Origin of the sequence: Sinorhizobium sp. NG07B (genome assembly GCF_002532005.1) — a bacterium.
In the GTDB taxonomy this organism is placed as follows: Bacteria; Pseudomonadota; Alphaproteobacteria; order Rhizobiales; family Rhizobiaceae; genus Sinorhizobium; species Sinorhizobium fredii_C.
Genome location: NZ_NWTD01000001.1, coordinates 1,001,621 through 1,017,332, shown reverse-complemented (window position 1 = coordinate 1,017,332; position 15,712 = coordinate 1,001,621). Strand labels below are relative to the sequence as shown.

Annotated in this window: 13 protein-coding genes; 9 read left to right on the top strand and 4 right to left on the bottom strand. The window is 63.2% G+C overall.

Annotated features, from left to right (window positions below):
• Positions 1–47: 47 nt before the first annotated feature.
• From CO664_RS04935 to CO664_RS04905, 8 genes are all read left to right on the top strand, one after another.
• Positions 48–956, top strand: coding sequence for a LysR family transcriptional regulator (locus tag CO664_RS04935; protein WP_037415247.1), 909 nt, complete (start codon positions 48–50; stop codon positions 954–956).
• 121 nt (positions 957–1,077) lie between these two features.
• Positions 1,078–2,238, top strand: coding sequence for an ABC transporter substrate-binding protein (locus CO664_RS04930; protein WP_097525292.1), 1,161 nt, complete (start codon positions 1,078–1,080; stop codon positions 2,236–2,238).
• Between the two features lie 202 nt (positions 2,239–2,440).
• On the top strand, positions 2,441–3,439 hold the full coding sequence (locus tag CO664_RS04925) for an ABC transporter ATP-binding protein (protein ID WP_037415242.1): 999 nt from the start codon (positions 2,441–2,443) through the stop codon (positions 3,437–3,439).
• Positions 3,436–4,386, top strand: coding sequence for an ABC transporter permease (locus CO664_RS04920; protein ID WP_037415239.1), 951 nt, complete (start codon positions 3,436–3,438; stop codon positions 4,384–4,386). Before CO664_RS04925 ends, CO664_RS04920 begins: the two co-directional genes overlap by 4 nt.
• A complete protein-coding gene (locus tag CO664_RS04915; protein ID WP_097538051.1) occupies positions 4,376–5,191 on the top strand; it encodes an ABC transporter permease in 816 nt (271 codons plus the stop codon). Before CO664_RS04920 ends, CO664_RS04915 begins: the two co-directional genes overlap by 11 nt.
• A gap of 25 nt (positions 5,192–5,216) precedes the next feature.
• Positions 5,217–6,644, top strand: coding sequence for a gamma-aminobutyraldehyde dehydrogenase (locus tag CO664_RS04910; RefSeq protein ID WP_097525290.1), 1,428 nt, complete (start codon positions 5,217–5,219; stop codon positions 6,642–6,644).
• Positions 6,645–7,000: 356 nt separating this feature from the next.
• Positions 7,001–7,153: a hypothetical protein gene (locus CO664_RS30555; RefSeq protein ID WP_157213155.1), complete on the top strand. Its 153-nt coding sequence runs from the start codon at positions 7,001–7,003 to the stop codon at positions 7,151–7,153.
• A 175-nt stretch (positions 7,154–7,328) separates the two neighbouring features.
• The gene (locus CO664_RS04905) at positions 7,329–7,847 is read left to right on the top strand and encodes a hypothetical protein (protein ID WP_097525289.1); all 519 of its coding nucleotides are present in this window, start codon (positions 7,329–7,331) and stop codon (positions 7,845–7,847) included.
• On the opposite strand, the gene CO664_RS04900 is transcribed toward CO664_RS04905, so the two are convergent.
• A complete protein-coding gene (locus tag CO664_RS04900) occupies positions 7,848–8,432 on the bottom strand; it encodes a cysteine hydrolase family protein (RefSeq protein ID WP_097525288.1) in 585 nt (194 codons plus the stop codon).
• A gap of 113 nt (positions 8,433–8,545) precedes the next feature.
• On the opposite strand from CO664_RS04900, the gene CO664_RS04895 reads away from it, so the two are divergent.
• Entirely contained in the window at positions 8,546–8,989 is a 444-nt protein-coding gene (locus tag CO664_RS04895; RefSeq protein WP_234819730.1) for an Lrp/AsnC family transcriptional regulator, read from the top strand.
• Positions 8,990–8,996: 7 nt separating this feature from the next.
• Here CO664_RS04895 and CO664_RS04890 read toward each other — a convergent pair whose 3' ends face one another.
• The 3 genes from CO664_RS04890 to CO664_RS04880 all read right to left on the bottom strand — a co-directional run bounded on the left by CO664_RS04890 (position 8,997) and on the right by CO664_RS04880 (position 15,617).
• Positions 8,997–10,541: a trimethylamine methyltransferase family protein gene (locus CO664_RS04890; protein WP_176536493.1), complete on the bottom strand. Its 1,545-nt coding sequence runs from the start codon at positions 10,539–10,541 to the stop codon at positions 8,997–8,999.
• A gap of 184 nt (positions 10,542–10,725) precedes the next feature.
• Entirely contained in the window at positions 10,726–13,173 is a 2,448-nt protein-coding gene (locus CO664_RS04885; protein WP_097538050.1) for an FAD-dependent oxidoreductase, read from the bottom strand.
• The gene (locus CO664_RS04880; protein WP_097538049.1) at positions 13,170–15,617 is read right to left on the bottom strand and encodes an FAD-dependent oxidoreductase; all 2,448 of its coding nucleotides are present in this window, start codon (positions 15,615–15,617) and stop codon (positions 13,170–13,172) included. Before CO664_RS04880 ends, CO664_RS04885 begins: the two co-directional genes overlap by 4 nt.
• Positions 15,618–15,712: the final 95 nt, after the last annotated feature.

The window sequence follows — 15,712 nt, the reverse complement described above, 5'->3', positions numbered from 1 at the left end:
GCATCGGCCGGCTTGCCATCCGCTTGTCGCCCGGTGTTAATTCGCTCATGGCATTCACACTCAGGCAATTGCAATATTTCGTCGCTGTCGCCGAACAGGGCACGGTCACCCGCGCAGCGCAGAACCTGTCGATCTCGCAGTCATCGATCACCGAAGCGATCAAGGAGTTGGAGACAGATCTTGGCGTCGAGCTCTTCGACCGGCATCCGCGCGGCCTGTCGATCACCCATAACGGTCACCAGTTCCTCCGTCATGCGACGAAGATTCTCGCCGATGTGTCCGATGCGCGGCGCAGCTTCTCCGATAGCCGCGAGGAGCGCGGCGGCAGGCTTAATCTCGGCGTCACCTCGCTCGTCGCCGGCTACGTGCTCTCCGACCTGCTGGCCCGCTATCGCCGCGCCTGCCCCGGAGTCGAGGTGAGTGCCATCGAGGACAACGGCTCCTATCTCGAGCACCTGCTGGTCGGCGGCGAGCTGGATGTCGCCGTGATGGTGATCTCCAACCTGCGCGACCGGATGGCGCTGCAGGCGGAAATCCTCGAAACCTCGCCTTACCGGCTCTGGCTGCCGATCGGCCATCCGCTCGTCAGCGCCGACATCATCTCGGTCGAGGATATCGCCAGGGAGCCGCTGATCATGCTGACGGTCGACGAAATCGAGGAAAACACCGGCAAGCTGCTGACGGCGCTCGGCGCCCGGCCGCATGTCGCCTTCCGCACCCGCTCGGTCGAGGCGGTCAGAAGCCTGGTCGCCACCGGCGCCGGCATCGCGCTTTTGCCGGACCTCGTCTATCGCCCCTGGTCGCTCGAAGGAGACCGTATCGAGAGCCGCGACGTTTCCGGCGCCTTGCCGGTCGTGCAGGTCGGCATGGTGTGGCGCAAAGGGTCAAGCCTGCCGCAATCGGCGCGCGATTTCGTCGGCATCGCCGAAGCCCTTCGCAGTGCCCGTCCACGGTGAATTGATATCGGGAAAACCGATAACGCCATTCTGATTAATGAATTTGCGAATACGGAGAAATAGAGGCACGCTTCATCCCAGGGAACAAGGCCGCGGACGCGGCATAACTGGGGAGACTTCAATGAAGCAGATGTTGAAATCCTGCACGGCGCTTACCCTTACGCTCGGCCTCGTTGCCCCGGCACTTGCCCTGGAGCCGCAAAAGGAGCTCGGCCAGGGTGAGGGCGAGCTCTCTATCGTAGCCTGGCCCGGCTATATCGAGCGCGGCGAGACCGACAAGAACTTCGACTGGGTCACCGAATTCGAGAAGAAGACCGGCTGCAAGGTCAGCGTCAAGACCGCCGCCACTTCCGACGAAATGGTGGCGCTGATGAACGAGGGCGGCTTTGACCTCGTCACCGCCTCCGGCGACGCCTCGCTTCGGCTGGTGGCCGGCAAGCGCGTCCAGCCGATCAATACCAGCCTCATTCCGAGCTGGAAGACCATCGACGAGCGCATGCAGAACGCGCCCTGGCACACGGTCAACGACGTCCATTACGGCACGCCCTATGTCTGGGGCCCGAACGTGCTGATGTACAACACGGAAGCCTTCAAGGGTCAGCCGCCGAAAAGCTGGAATGTCGTCTTCGAGGAGATGACGCTGCCTGACGGCAAGTCCAACAAGGGCCGCATCCAGGCCTATGACGGTCCGATCCACGTCGCCGACGCGGCCAACTACTTGATGGCCCACAAGCCGGAGCTCGGCATCAAGGATCCCTATGAGCTCAATGAGGACCAGTACAAGGCGGCCCTCGACCTGCTTCGCGTGCAGCGCACGCTAGTCGGCCGCTATTGGCACGATGCGATGATCCAGATAGACGACTTCAAGAACGAAGGCGTGGTCGCGTCCGGCTCCTGGCCGTTCCAGGTCAACCTGATGCAGGCCGAGAAGCTGCCGATCTCCTCGGTCATTCCGGAAGAAGGAGTAACCGGCTGGGCGGATACGACCATGCTGCATGCCGAGAGCGAGCATCCGAACTGCGCCTATATGTGGATGGAGCACACGCTCTCGCCGAAGGTCCAGGGCGACGTGTCCGCCTGGTTCGGCGCCAACCCCTCCGTTGGCGCCGCCTGCAAGGGCAACGAGCTCCTGACCGACGAGGGCTGCGCCACCAACGGCTACAACGACTTTGAGAAGGTCAAGTTCTGGAAGACGCCCGTGGCCAGGTGCGCAAGCCAGAGCGAATGCGTGCCCTATCACCGCTGGGTGTCCGACTATATCGGCGTGATCGGCGGCCGGTAAACCGCCGCTTTCCCTCCCCCTTGTGGGGAGGGTGGCCCAAAGGGCCGGGAGAGGTTCGTCTCAAAGTCCCCTCCCCAACTCTCCCCACAAGGGGGAGGGAGTCGATCCTGCATGCCGCACCGACCGCAGGTCCCTTCTCCCCCGCTCGCGGGGGAGAAGGTCGCGGCAGCGGGATGAGGGGCCAGAATCCCGGAGCATTTCCATGACCACCGCCGTTCTCTTCGACAATGTTTCCCGCCATTTTGGTGCGGTGCGCGCCGTCGATTGCGTCAACCTCTCGATCGCCGAGGGCGAATTCTTCGCGATGCTGGGGCCCTCCGGCTCGGGCAAGACGACCTGCCTGAGACTGATGGCCGGCTTCGAGCAGCCGAAGACGGGCCATATCGAGATCTTCGGCGAAACCGCCGAGGGCGTGCCGCCCTACCGCCGCAGCGTCAATACCGTCTTCCAGGACTATGCCCTCTTCCCGCATCTCTCGATTCTCGACAACGTCGCCTACGGGCTGATGGTCAAAGGAGTCGGCCGCGAGGAAAGACGCAAAGCCGCGGAAGATGCGCTCGCCATGGTCAAGCTGCCCGGCTACGGCGCGCGCCGGTCCGGTCAGCTTTCCGGAGGCCAGCGCCAGCGGGTGGCACTCGCCCGCGCCCTCGTCAACAACCCCAAGGTGCTGCTTCTCGACGAGCCGCTCGGCGCGCTCGATCTGAAGCTGCGCGAGCAGATGCAGGAGGAGTTGAAGAGCCTGCAGAAATCGCTCGGCATCACCTTCGTCTTCGTCACCCACGACCAGGGCGAGGCATTGTCGATGGCCGATCGGATCGCCGTCTTCAACGAAGGCCGGATCCAGCAGCTCGGGCGGCCGGAAGAGGTCTACAACCAGCCGAAGACCCGCTTCGTCGCCGATTTCGTCGGCTCGTCGAACGTGCTCTCTGCCAAGCTCTGCCAGAGGCTCGGTCTGAAATCCTCCTTCGCGAGCCTTCGGCCGGAGTCGGTTGCGCTCGCGCCGGCGGCGGACGGCGCCCTCAGCCTCTCCGGCATCGTCGCCGGCCGCAGCTTTCTCGGCGCGACCAACCGGATTGTCGTCGATGTCGACGGCAACCGCATTGCCGTCGCCAGTCCCGCGGCGCAGAGCGTGCCCGCGATGGGCAGCCCGGTCACGATCAGCTTCGCCGCCCGCGACCTTCACCCGATGGAGGACGCATGACGATTGTTGCCGAAAGCTTCGTCCTTCCGGAGCGCCGCAGCACAACCGGCCGTCTCTCGGACTTCTTCTGGCGGCACCCGCCTCTGCTCCTGACGGTGCTGCTCGGGCCGCCTTTGCTGTGGCTCGGCATCGGCTATCTCGGCTCGCTTTTCGCGCTGCTTCTCCAGAGCTTCTTCTCGATCGACGAGTTTTCCGGACTCATCAATTACGAGTTCACGCTTGCGACCTACCGGCAGCTGTTCAGCGAAGCCAATCTCGACATCATCCTGCGCACCGTTTCGATGGCGGCACTGGTGACGCTCGTCTCGGCGTTCATCGCTTTTCCAATCGCCTATTATGCGGCCCGCTACGCGCGCGGCAAATGGAAGGCGCTTTTCTATCTGGCGGTCATGCTGCCGCTCTGGTCGAGCTATCTCGTCAAGGTCTACGCCTGGAAGCTGATCCTTGCGAAAGAAGGTATCCTCACCTGGTTTTTCGAGAAGCTGAACCTTCTCTGGCTGCTCGATGCCTGGCTTTCGCTGCCGGTCGTCGGCGGCAATTCGCTGTCGGTCAGTTACACGGGCACCTTCATCGTCTTCGTCTATGTCTGGATGCCTTTCATGATCCTGCCGATCCAGGCGGCGCTGGAGCGCGTGCCGGCCAACCTAGTCGAAGCCTCGTCCGACCTCGGCGGTACGCCGGCGCAGACTTTCCGCCATGTGCTCTTTCCGCTGGCACTGCCAGGCATAGTCGCCGGCTCCATCTTCACCTTCTCGCTGACTCTCGGCGACTACATCATCCCGCAGATCGTCGGTTCGTCGCGGCTCTTCATCGGCCAGGCGGTCTACGCCCAGCAGGGCACGGCCGGCAACATCCCCCTCGCCGCCGCCTTCACGGTCGTGCCGATCGTCATCATGGGCGCCTATCTCTGGATGGCCAGACGCATGGGGGCCTTCGATGCGCTCTGAGAAGATGAATCGCGCGCCCCTTGGCCTGAAGATTGCCGCAGCCGCCGGCCTTGCCTTCATGCACCTGCCGATCCTGCTGATCTTCCTCTATGCCTTCACGACGGAAGAAAAGACCTATCAGTTCCCGCCGCCGGGGCTGACGACGCAATGGTTTGCCGTCGCCTGGCACCGGCCGGATGTCTGGGCGGCTCTCACCCTCTCCGTCAAGGTCGCCGCGGTCGCCACCGCCGCGGCACTCGTCCTCGGCACCCTTTGCGCCGCCGCGGTCAGCCAGACGCGCTTCTTCGGCCGCGAAACCGTGTCGCTGCTGGTCATCCTGCCGATCGCGCTTCCCGGCATCATCACCGGCATTGCGCTGCGCTCGGCCTTCTCGATCGCGGACATCCCGTTCTCGTTCTGGACGATCGTGCTCGGCCACGCCACCTTCTGCATCGTCGTCGTTTACAACAACGCGATCGCCCGCTTCCGGCGGATTTCCGGCTCGCTGATCGAGGCCTCGATGGATCTCGGCGCCGACGGCTTCCAGACGTTCCGCTACGTGATCCTGCCGAACATCGGCACGGCGCTGCTTGCCGGCGGCATGCTCGCCTTCGCGCTTTCCTTCGACGAGGTGATCGTGACGACCTTCACCGCCGGCCAGCAATCAACCCTGCCGATCTGGATGCTCGAAGAGCTGATCCGCCCGCGCCAGCGGCCGGTGACCAACGTCGTCGCGATGATCGTCGTCATCGTCACCTTCCTGCCGATCCTCGGCGCCTATTACCTCACCCGCGACGGCGACCAGATCGCCGGCGCCGGCAAATAATATCGAACATAAAGGGAGAACAGACATGGACACCCAACTCCTGATCGGATCTCGTTTCGAAGCCGGGACCGAGGCCGAGGAGCACATCCTGAACCCGCGGACGGGCGCCAGGATCATCGACCTCGCCGAAGCCTCCCATGCGCAGATCGACGCCGCCGTCGACGCGGCCGAACGCGCCTTCGTTACCTGGTCGCAGACGACGCCTGCGGAACGCTCGAACCATCTGCTGAAGATCGCCGACGCGATCGAGAGGAACGCCGACGACTTCGCAGCACTCGAAGCCTTGAACTGCGGCAAGCCGATCAACGCGGTGAAGAATGACGAACTACCGGCGATCATCGATTGCTGGCGATTCTTCGCGGGCGCGGTTCGCAACCTGCACGCGCCCACGGCGGGTGAATATCTTCCGGGCCATACCTCGATGATCCGCCGCGACCCAATCGGCATCGTCGGCTCGATCGCCCCCTGGAACTATCCGCTGATGATGATGGCCTGGAAGTTGGCGCCGGCAATCGGCGGTGGCAACACCGTCGTCTTCAAGCCGTCGGAACAGACGCCGCTGACGGCGCTGAAGCTTGCGCGGCTGCTGGCCGATATTCTTCCCGAGGGTGTCGTCAATGTCATCGCTGGCCGCGGCGAGACGGTCGGCAATGCGCTGATCAACCATCCCAAGATCTCGATGGTGTCGATCACCGGCGATATCGCCACCGGCAAGAAGGTGCTCACCGCCGCCGCCAAGACGGTCAAGCGCACCCATCTCGAACTCGGCGGCAAGGCGCCGGTCATCGTCTATGACGACGCCGATCTGGAAGCGGTCGTGAACGGCATCCGCACCTTCGGCTATTACAATGCCGGCCAGGACTGCACCGCCGCCTGCCGCATCTATGCGGAGGCCGGTATCTACGACAAGCTCGTCGCCGATCTGACATCTGCCGTATCGACCATCCGCTACAACCTTGCCGACGATACCGAGAACGAGATCGGACCGCTGATCTCCAAGCGGCAACGCGATCGCGTCGCGAGCTTCGTCGAGCGGGCATCAGACCAGAAGCATATCGAGATCACCACCGGCGGCGGCACGGGCAGCGACGACGGTTTCTTCTTTCAGCCGACGGTCGTCGCCGGTGCCACCCAGGAGGACGAGATCGTTCGCCGCGAGGTTTTTGGTCCGGTCGTGTCGGTCACCCGTTTCTCCGGCACGGACGATGTCGTCGCCTGGGCAAACGACAGCGATTACGGCCTCGCCTCCTCCGTCTGGACGAAGGATATCAGCAAGGCGATGAGGGCCGCCTCCCGCCTGCAATATGGCTGCACCTGGATCAACACGCATTTCATGCTGACCAACGAGATGCCGCATGGAGGCGTCAAGCAGTCAGGCTATGGCAAGGACATGTCGGTTTACGCGCTGGAGGACTACACCGCCGTTCGGCATATCATGATCAACCACGGATAAGGCCGCTTGTCGCCCGTGTCGTAGGCAAGCAAGACCAGATGAAAATGCTCGCCGCCCGTCGCCACTCTCCGGCGGCGGGCGTTTTCCCCGATCGGCTAATTGCCCGTACCCTGCGGTAGCGTCTTTGCCACCCGCGCAGCGTGTTGTTGCACATTTCCCACAAGCGCAAAAACATGAGTGGATTCTCACAAAATCCTGTTGCGCGCGCAATAATCATGAGTGAATAGCTCATCTTACAAGCTCACTGTCCAGAAGGCTGCAGTTGCAATGCCCAGCCAAGCCAACCACCGCTGCTTCTAAAAGCGCGACATCGAGCGCCCAATGGATAAGCTCACGGCGCCACGACGGGTGACGCCGTGACGACGGGCAGCTCCATCAGCATGCCGGAGGCCGCGGGGGCGAAGGGCCTGTCGGCGGCCTTTGCCGGTCCGCATGCCTGGTGCAACGAAAAGATGCGCTTTGCGGCTGTTCCCTTCGACGGGGCCTACTGGATCAGCCTGAAGAAATGAACGAACGCAGGCGCGTCGTAGCGATTTCCCCGCTCGGTCGGGGCGGCAATGCCAGCTTTGCTCGAACAGTATGTAAATCGGATTCGATTTAGCGGAAAAAGCATGCAGTAATTCAAAGCGCTACAGCGACCCCTTGCGCGTCCTGGTGGACGGCCGCCGCTGTAGGAGGGTCTTTATGCTGTGGGTGATTGCGTTACTCCTGGGCCTGGTGATCGTGTATCTCGCGGCCCGCTATGGCCGCTTTCGGAGTTGGGTAGAGCCCGTCCTCTCCATTGCGGTCGCCGTGGGGCTTGCCGCCGCCTTTCTGATCTGGCTGAGTGAAAGCACACCCGAACCGGCTGCACCCGCCCCCTCCCCGCCCCCGGCCGGGATCGTTCCTTCAGACATCGTCCTCGAGAACCTCGCCTTCGAGCGAAACCAGTCGGAGCGCAGCTATCGACTGCATGGGACGGCCAGAAACACCTCGGCAATCACGCTGGAATATTTCCGCCTGACGGTCACGCTCGAGGATTGCTCGGCAGGCGCCTGCAGGCGGGTCGGCGACGACACGGCGCTGGTGCTGGTGCGCGTGCCCGGCGGCGAGACCCGCCCCTTCGAGACGTTTCTCACCTTTCCCTTCCGCCCGGACGAGATCCCAAAGGCACCCAGATGGAGCTATCGGATCGTGGAGGCGAAGAGTGCTACGGCGCGATGATCACGCCGCCTTTATAGCTCCGAGCGCGCTCAGCAATTCGCCAGTCGTCACGACGTCGGCAAACTCGGCCCTGAGTGTCGCCACATGCGCACGGTGGATTTCCCGCGCCGCAATCACGCCGCCCGCGCCATCCGCCACATCGAAACAATCGCAAGCGTCTTCGACGAGGAACACGCGATAGCCGAGATTGGCAGCGACCCGCACCGAGGTCGAGACACACATGTCGGTCGAGATGCCGAACATCACGACGGTATCGGCTCCAAGGCGCCTGAGCCTCAGATCGAGATCCGTGCCGATGAAGGCCGCGTTGACGCTCTTGGTGACGAGGCTTTCCCCTCCCATCGGGCCGAAGCCTGGGCGAAAGGCGTTGCCCGGCTGCTCTGGATGCAACGTCGAGCCTTCCTTGATGCTGTCGTGCCGCACATGAATGATCGGCCGCTTCGCCGCGCGCCAGGCGGCGAGAACTGTCAGCCCGTTTTCATCGACGCGTCCATTCCAGCGCGGCGGCCAGGGCGCCGCATCAAAGGCGCGCTGCATGTCGATCGGGATCAGGACGGCATTTTCCGGCAGTTTCAAGCTGTTCATGAGATCGGCTCCTTCGTTGTCCGGAGACGCTAACTGCCTTATCGTGCGGTTTCATTGGGCATGATGCCGTCCCGCCGGACATTTGTCCGGCACAGGCGGCCGAGGACGACGAATTGACCGAACTTGATGAGAAGGATCGCCTGCTGCTTGCGGCATTGCACAAGGATTCTCGCCAGAGCCTGGTGGCGCTTGCCCGTCATGCCGGCCTTTCGCGCAGTGCGACGCATGAACGGCTGCGCCGGCTTGAAACCAGGGGCGCCATCGCCGCCTATACGATCCGGCTCGGCGCAGAGCAGAAGGCCCCGATGGTGCGCGCACTTGTTGCCGTCGCCTTCCATCCCGGTAAGAATTGCGACCATGTCGTGCCGCACCTTTCGGGCATGCCGCACGTCGTCAGTTGCTGGTCACTTGCCGGCGCGACGGACCTGATGCTGCTCGTCGAATGCGATTCGAACGATGACCTCGACATGATCCGGCGGCGGATCGCCATCATTCCGGGTGTCGCAACCGTCCAGACACATGTGACGCTCAGGACGCACTTCGACCGGCGCGGCTGAGCCTTCTTCAGCAATAGATCCTGAATTTTTCGCGGATGGCACGGTCAATTTCGGGCGCAATGACGGACGGCGCGGCCTCGCCGAGAATGCGATTCTTCCTCTCGATGGCGCGGGCGACGAGATCCGGTCGGCCGATCTCCACCCATTCCTTCGGGCTCGTTCGGTCGGCCACCGCCGGATAGATGTACTCCGTCTGCATCAGCCCCAGCGTCTGGGAATGACCGAGATAGTGGCCTGGGCCGTCGAGGCAGACGGAACGCATGGTGTCGAGCGAGACGGAATCCTCGGTCACATCTATGCCGCGGATGCAGCGCTGCACCTGGCCGAGCAGATCGTCGCCGAGGACCAGCGATTCCAGGCAGAAGCCGAGCAGCGAAGCATGCATGCCGACCGCTTCATAGACCATATTGAGGCCCGAGAGCCCCGCCATGACGTTGGAGATCGCCTGTTCCCAGCCAGCCTGCATGTCGGGAAGCTTCGCATCCGCAATGCCGGCGGCGGCGCCGCCCGGCAAGCGATAGAACTGGTGCATCTGGGCGCAGCCGGCCGTCAGCAGCGCCTGCTCGCCGGAGCCGCCGGACATCGCACCCGTTCTCAAGTCTGAAACGAACGGCCAGGTTCCGAAGACGGCCGGATGACCGGGCGACATTGCATTGACATAGACGACGCCCGCCAGGCATTCGGCGACCGCCTGGACGATCGCGGTTGCGAGCGGTGCCGGCGCGGTTGCCCCCGCCTGCCCGGCCGAAAGCAGTAGGATGGGCATGCCGCCGCGGATGCACTTCTCCATCGTGGTGCAGCTCTCTTCCGCAAATTTCATCGGCGGCACGACGAAGCAGTTGGAATTCGAGACGAAGGGCCGCGCGCGCCACTTGTCCTCTCCGCCGGCGATCATGTGGATCAGATCGAAGCAGCCCTCCACATGCGACGGATCGGAAAAGCTGGTACCGACATGCTTGGTGGTGCCGGCGCAGCAGGCATAGAGCGTGTTGATGTCCATCAGGAAATTGTCGGGAATGTCCCGGCAGACCATGGCGCGCTGGAAGAAGTGCACATTGTCGAGATGATGGACGAGTTGGGCGGCGTTCAAGAGGTCCTTGGTGGTCGACTCGCGATATTCGCGCTTTTCGACATCGACAACGTGCACCGCCGCCCCGGCCGTGCCGTAATAGACACGCGTGCCGGTGAGCTCGAGATCCTGCTTCGGATCGCGGGCGTATAGCGTAATGTCACGCGCGGCAATCGCCAGCATGTCCTCGACCAGCGCACGCGGGAAGCGGATGCGCCCGTCGTCGCCGAGAATGGCGCCGGCGCCGGTCATGATCTCGATGCCGGATTTCGGCGCATTGGCCAGGCCGATCTGCTCCAGCGCATCGAGCGCCGCCTCATGAATGCGCTTCACACCCGCCTCGGTCAGCGGTTTGTACTGGCCGCCGGAAAGACCCGGGCGCACCGGTCGGATGTTTTCCGCAAGCGGTGACGAGCGCAGCGCCACACGCGCCGCCCGTCCGCCGGACCGTCTCGAAACCGCAACTGCGCATTCGTCAGCCATCATCATCTCCCAATGGCGTTCGTCGTCTTACTCGTTGCGCCTCACCCTGACCCTCTCCCCGCACGCGGGGAGAGGGTCAGGGTGAGGCGTCGCGGCTTGTCCCTTCTCCCCGTCACGACGGGGAGAAGGTGCCGGCAGGCGGATGAGGGGCCATCCTTTTTCGCCTGATCTAGCAGTAAGCCGCTTACATCCGCACCCGCTCCGCCTTCGGATCGTACATCGGCTTCAGCGACGCCTCGGCTTTCACCCGCGTTCCAGCGATCTCGATCTCGTAATTGGACGCCAGCACATCCGCGGCGCTCTCGCCGCTACAGGGCACGTAACCAAGGCCGACCGCGCCGCCGAGGTGGTGGCCGTAATTGCCGGACGTGATCGTCCCGGCAATCTCGCCATCGCGAACGATCGCTTCGTTGTGGAAGAGAAGCGGCTCCGGATCGGCGAGCCGGAATTGCACCAGCCGGCGGGATAGGCCCTTCTCCTGCTTGGCAAGCACCGCCTCACGGCCGATGAATTCGCCCTTGTCGGCCTTCACGGCAAAGCCGAGACCGGCTTCGAGCACATGATCCTCGTCGGTGATGTCATGGCCGAAATGACGGAACGCCTTCTCGATGCGGCAGCTGTCGAGCGTGTGAAGGCCACAGAGCTTAAGGCCGACATCTTGCCCCGCGGCCTCCAACGCCTCGAAGGCATGGGCCGCCTGATCGGTCGACACGTAGAGCTCCCAGCCAAGCTCGCCGACATAGGTGACGCGGTGGGCGCGGGCGAGGCCCATGCCGATCTCGATCTCGCGCGCCGTTCCGAAAGGATGCGCCTGATTGGAGAAATCGTTCGGGCTCACCTTCTGCATCAGTTCGCGCGCTTTCGGCCCCATGATACAGAGCACGCTTTCGGCAGCCGTCACATCGGTAATAACCACGAACTCGTCGCGAAGATGCCTGCGCAGCCAGGCGAGATCGCGCTGCAGCGTCGCGCCCGGTACGACGAGCAAGAAGGCGGTTTCCGAAAGCCGGGTGACGGTCAGGTCGCTCTCGATGCCGCCGCGGGCGTTGAGCATCTGCGTGTAGATGATGCGACCGGCTTCGACATTCAGCTCATTGGCGCAGAGGCGCTGCAGGAACGAAAGCGCATCACGGCCCTCCACCCGGATCTTGCCGAACGACGTCATGTCGAAGAGACCGACTCCATTGCGGACGGCGAGATGCTCGGCCCGCTGGTTATCGAACCAGTTCTGCCGTTTCCAGGAATAGCGATACTCGCGCTCCTGGCCGTCTTTCGCAAACCAATTGGCGCGCTCCCATCCGGCAACCTCGCCGAAGACGGCGCCGCGCGCCTTCAGATGCTCGTGCAGCGGCGAGCGGCGGACACCGCGCGCCGTCGCCATCTGCCGATAGGGGAAGTGATCGGCATAGAGCAGCCCGAGCGTCTCCGACACCCGCTCCTTGAGATAGGCGCGGTTTTTCTGGAATGGCTGGGCGCGGCGGATATCGACCTCCCAGAGATCAAAGGGCGGCTCGCCGTCGTTCATCCATTGCGCCAGCGCCATGCCGGCGCCGCCGGACGAAACGATGCCGATCGAGTTGTAGCCCGCGGCCACCCAATAGCCTTTAAGCTCCGGCGCCTCGCCGAGATAGTAGCGGTCGTCGGGCGTAAAGCTCTCCGGACCGTTGAAGAAGGTGTGAATGCCCGCGGTCTCCAGCATCGGCATCCGGTTGACGGCCATTTCGAGGATAGGGGCAAAATGGTCGAAATCCTCCGGCAACTGGTCGAAGCAGAAGTCCTCGCGGATGCCGTCCATGCCCCAGGGCTTTGCCTTGAGCTCGAAGGCACCGACCAGCATCTTGCCGGCGTCCTCCTTGTAATAGGTGCACTCGTCCGGGACGCGCAGGACCGGCAGGCGAGCGAGGCCCGGAATGGCCTCGGTGACGATGTAGAAATGCTCGCAGGCGTGCAGCGGAACGGTGACGCCCAATTGGCGGGCCAGTTCCCTGCCCCACATTCCGCCGCAGTTGACGACAGTTTCCGTCTCGATCGTGAAGCTCTCGCCGTTCTGCTCGCAGGTGACGCCGGTCACACGGCCATCCTTCGTCGTCACCGACGTGACCTTCACGCCTTCGATGATCGTCGCGCCGTGCTGCCGCGCGCCTTTGGCCAGCGCCATGGCGATGTTGGCCGGGTCGCACTGCCCGTCGAGCGGAAGGTGCACCGCCGCCTTGACGTCGGAAACGTTGAGGTGAGGATACATCTCCTTCACCTCTCTGGACGTGATCTCGCGAACATCGACGTCGAAGGCGCGGGCGAGCGAAGCCTGGCGGTAGATTTCTTCCTTGCGCTCATCGGTGAGCGCCACGGTGATAGAGCCGTTCTGGCGCATGCCGGTGGCGATGCCCGTTTCTGCCTCCAGCTTGACGTAAAGGTCGGCCGAATATTTCGCGAGCCGCGTCATGTTTTGCGAGGCGCGAAGCTGGCCGATCAGCCCGGCTGCGTGCCAGGTTGTGCCCGAGGTCAGCTGCTTGCGTTCGAGCAGCACGACGTCCGTCCAGCCGAGCTTCGACAGGTGATAGGCGACCGAACAGCCGGAAACGCCGCCGCCGATTATGACCACGCGGGCCTTTTCAGGGATGGGCTTCGTCATGCTTTCAGTCTTTCATTCGAGGGATCCCAGAGCGGCTGATCCGGCTGAACGATTGCCTTGAAACGCTCTCCGAAAATCTCGACCTCGATTTCCTGGCCGGGCGCGGCTAGATCGGCACGCAGCATGCCGAGCGCGATCGATTTGCTGACGCGATAGCCCCAGTTTCCGGAAGTGGTCTCGCCGACCACTTCGCCGCCCGACCAGAGCGTCGACATATAGGGCGCATCGCACTCGCTGGCCTCGACCGTCAGCGTGACGAAGCGCTTGATGGCACCCCGCTGCTTCTCGCGCTCGAGCGCCGCCTTGCCCTTGAAGCTCGGCTTCGACCAGTCGACGAAGCGTTCGAGCCCGCCCTGAAGGACGGTGTAGTCGGTCGAAAGGTCGCCCTTCCAGGCGCGGTAGCCCTTTTCGATGCGTAGGCTGTCGAGCGCCTCCATGCCGAAGGGCTTGAGGCCGTGTTTCTGGCCGGCCTCCCAGACGGCATTGAAGATCGCTGCGGTGTCCTCGACCTTGGTGTGGATTTCCCAGCCGAGCTCGCCGGCAAAGGAGACTCGCACGAGTTGGCAATAGCGCCCGGCGATCTCAGCCGTCTGATGCGTCAGCCATCCCTTCGAAAGGTCGGCACCGGAAACCTCGGCAAGGATGTCGCGCGATTTCGGACCGGTGAGGATCTGGCAGGAGAAATTCGCGGTCACATCGTCAAGCGCGAAGGCGGCATCGGCCGAACGGTGCTTCTGCAGCCACTCGAAATCATGCCACTGCGCCGTCGCCGCGGTGATCAGGAAGAAGAAATCCTCCTCGATCGCCATCACCGACATTTCCGTGATGATGCGGCCCTTCTCATCGGCGAAATAGGCAAGGCCGATGCGCCCCGGTTTCGGCACGCGGCCGGTGATGAGCTCGGACAGCCACTTGCGGGCACCCTCACCTTTCAGCCGAAAGCGCGAGAAACCCGGCAGGTCGAGAATACCCGCAGCATCGCGCACCGCCAAACACTCCTCCTCGATGCGCTTCGCCCAGGGGCCCTCGCGGCCCCAGGTCTGCGTCGCCGCGTCGGAGATATCGTCGCCGGGCTTCGCGTACCACATGGCCCGCTCCCAGCCGTTATAGGGCTTGAACTGCGCGCCAAGCGCGGCGATGCGGTCGTGGATAGGCGACAGCTTCTTGTTACGCCCGGCCGGCCAGTAGTGTTTGGGGAAATGCATCGCGTATTCATGGCCGTAGATCTCCTTGCCCTTGGCGATGCAATAGTCTTGATCGGTATAGTCGGTGTAGCGCCGCGGATCGCAGGACCACATGTCCCATTCCGTCTGGCCCTCCGTCACCCATTCGGCCAGCACCTTGCCGGCGCCGCCCGCCTGGCAGATGCCGAAGGTGAAGACGCAGGCCTCGAAGGCGTTCGGCACGCCCGGCATGGGCCCGATCAGCGGATTTCCGTCCGGCGCATAGGGGATCGGTCCGTTGATCACCCGGGAAAGCCCGGCGGTCCCGAGGATCGGCACTCGCTCGACCGCATCGTTCAGATACCATTCCAACCTTTCCAGATCGTCCGGGAAGAGCTGGAAGGAAAAATCCTCCGGCATCGGATCGTCGGGCGCCGTCCAGTGGGCACGGCAATTCCGCTCGTAAGGCCCTAGATTCATGCCGAATTTCTCCTGCCGGAGATAGTAGGAGGAGTCGACGTCGCGGAGCAGCGGCAGCTTGCGCCCGGCCTCCTTCGACCAGGCGGCAAGTTCCGGGATCTCGTCGAAGAGGATGTACTGATGGCTCATCACCATCATAGGCACGTTGCGGCCGAACATCTTGCCGACCTCGCGCGCGTAGTAGCCGGCAGCGTTCACCACATATTCGCAGCGGATTTCTCCTTGCGGCGTGGTGATCACCCATTCATCGTTCTCGCGCCGTGCCGCCACGACCGGGCAGAAGCGGATGATTCTTGCGCCCATGTCGCGCGCACCCTTGGCCAGCGCCTGGGTAAGCTGCGCCGGGTCGATATCACCGTCATAGGGATCGTAGAGCGCCCCCGTCAGTTGGTGGGTCTCGAGGAAGGGATAGCGGCTGCGCATCTCGTCGGGCGTCAGGATGTCGAGGTCCATGCCCTGGTAGCGCCCCATGCCGACGACGCGCTTGAATTCCTGCAACCGCTCCTTCGAATGACCGAGACGGATCGACCCGGTGACGTGGTAGTTCATCGGGTAGTCGATCAGCTGCCCAAGCTCGCGATAGAGCGACGCCGAATAGCGCTGCATGTTCATGATCGACCAGGAGGAGGAGAAGGTCGGAACATTTCCGGCCGCATGCCAGGTCGAGCCGGCGGTGAGCTCGTTCTTCTCCAGCAGCACGCAATCGGTCCAGCCCGCCCTGGCCAAATGGTAGAGCGAGGACGCGCCGACCGCTCCTCCGCCTATAATGACGACACGCGCGTGAGACGGCAAATTCGACATGCGTAATTCCCTCTTTTGACGGGATATTTGACGAGGAGTCCGAGGCCATCAAGCAGGGAGAATCGGCTTTATTAATTGACATTTTCGATTAGATT

Coding starts and splice junctions, on each gene's coding strand:
- CO664_RS04885 (WP_097538050.1), bottom strand. CDS start 13,173: ATGACGAAGCCCATCCCTGAAAAGGCCCGCGTGGTCATAATCGGCGGC.
- CO664_RS04900 (WP_097525288.1), bottom strand. CDS start 8,432: ATGAACAGCTTGAAACTGCCGGAAAATGCCGTCCTGATCCCGATCGAC.
- CO664_RS04880 (WP_097538049.1), bottom strand. CDS start 15,617: ATGTCGAATTTGCCGTCTCACGCGCGTGTCGTCATTATAGGCGGAGGA.
- CO664_RS04890 (WP_176536493.1), bottom strand. CDS start 10,541: ATGGCTGACGAATGCGCAGTTGCGGTTTCGAGACGGTCCGGCGGACGG.
- CO664_RS04905 (WP_097525289.1), top strand. CDS start 7,329: ATGCTGTGGGTGATTGCGTTACTCCTGGGCCTGGTGATCGTGTATCTC.
- CO664_RS04925 (WP_037415242.1), top strand. CDS start 2,441: ATGACCACCGCCGTTCTCTTCGACAATGTTTCCCGCCATTTTGGTGCG.
- CO664_RS04930 (WP_097525292.1), top strand. CDS start 1,078: ATGAAGCAGATGTTGAAATCCTGCACGGCGCTTACCCTTACGCTCGGC.
- CO664_RS04910 (WP_097525290.1), top strand. CDS start 5,217: ATGGACACCCAACTCCTGATCGGATCTCGTTTCGAAGCCGGGACCGAG.
- CO664_RS04915 (WP_097538051.1), top strand. CDS start 4,376: ATGCGCTCTGAGAAGATGAATCGCGCGCCCCTTGGCCTGAAGATTGCC.
- CO664_RS04920 (WP_037415239.1), top strand. CDS start 3,436: ATGACGATTGTTGCCGAAAGCTTCGTCCTTCCGGAGCGCCGCAGCACA.
- CO664_RS04935 (WP_037415247.1), top strand. CDS start 48: ATGGCATTCACACTCAGGCAATTGCAATATTTCGTCGCTGTCGCCGAA.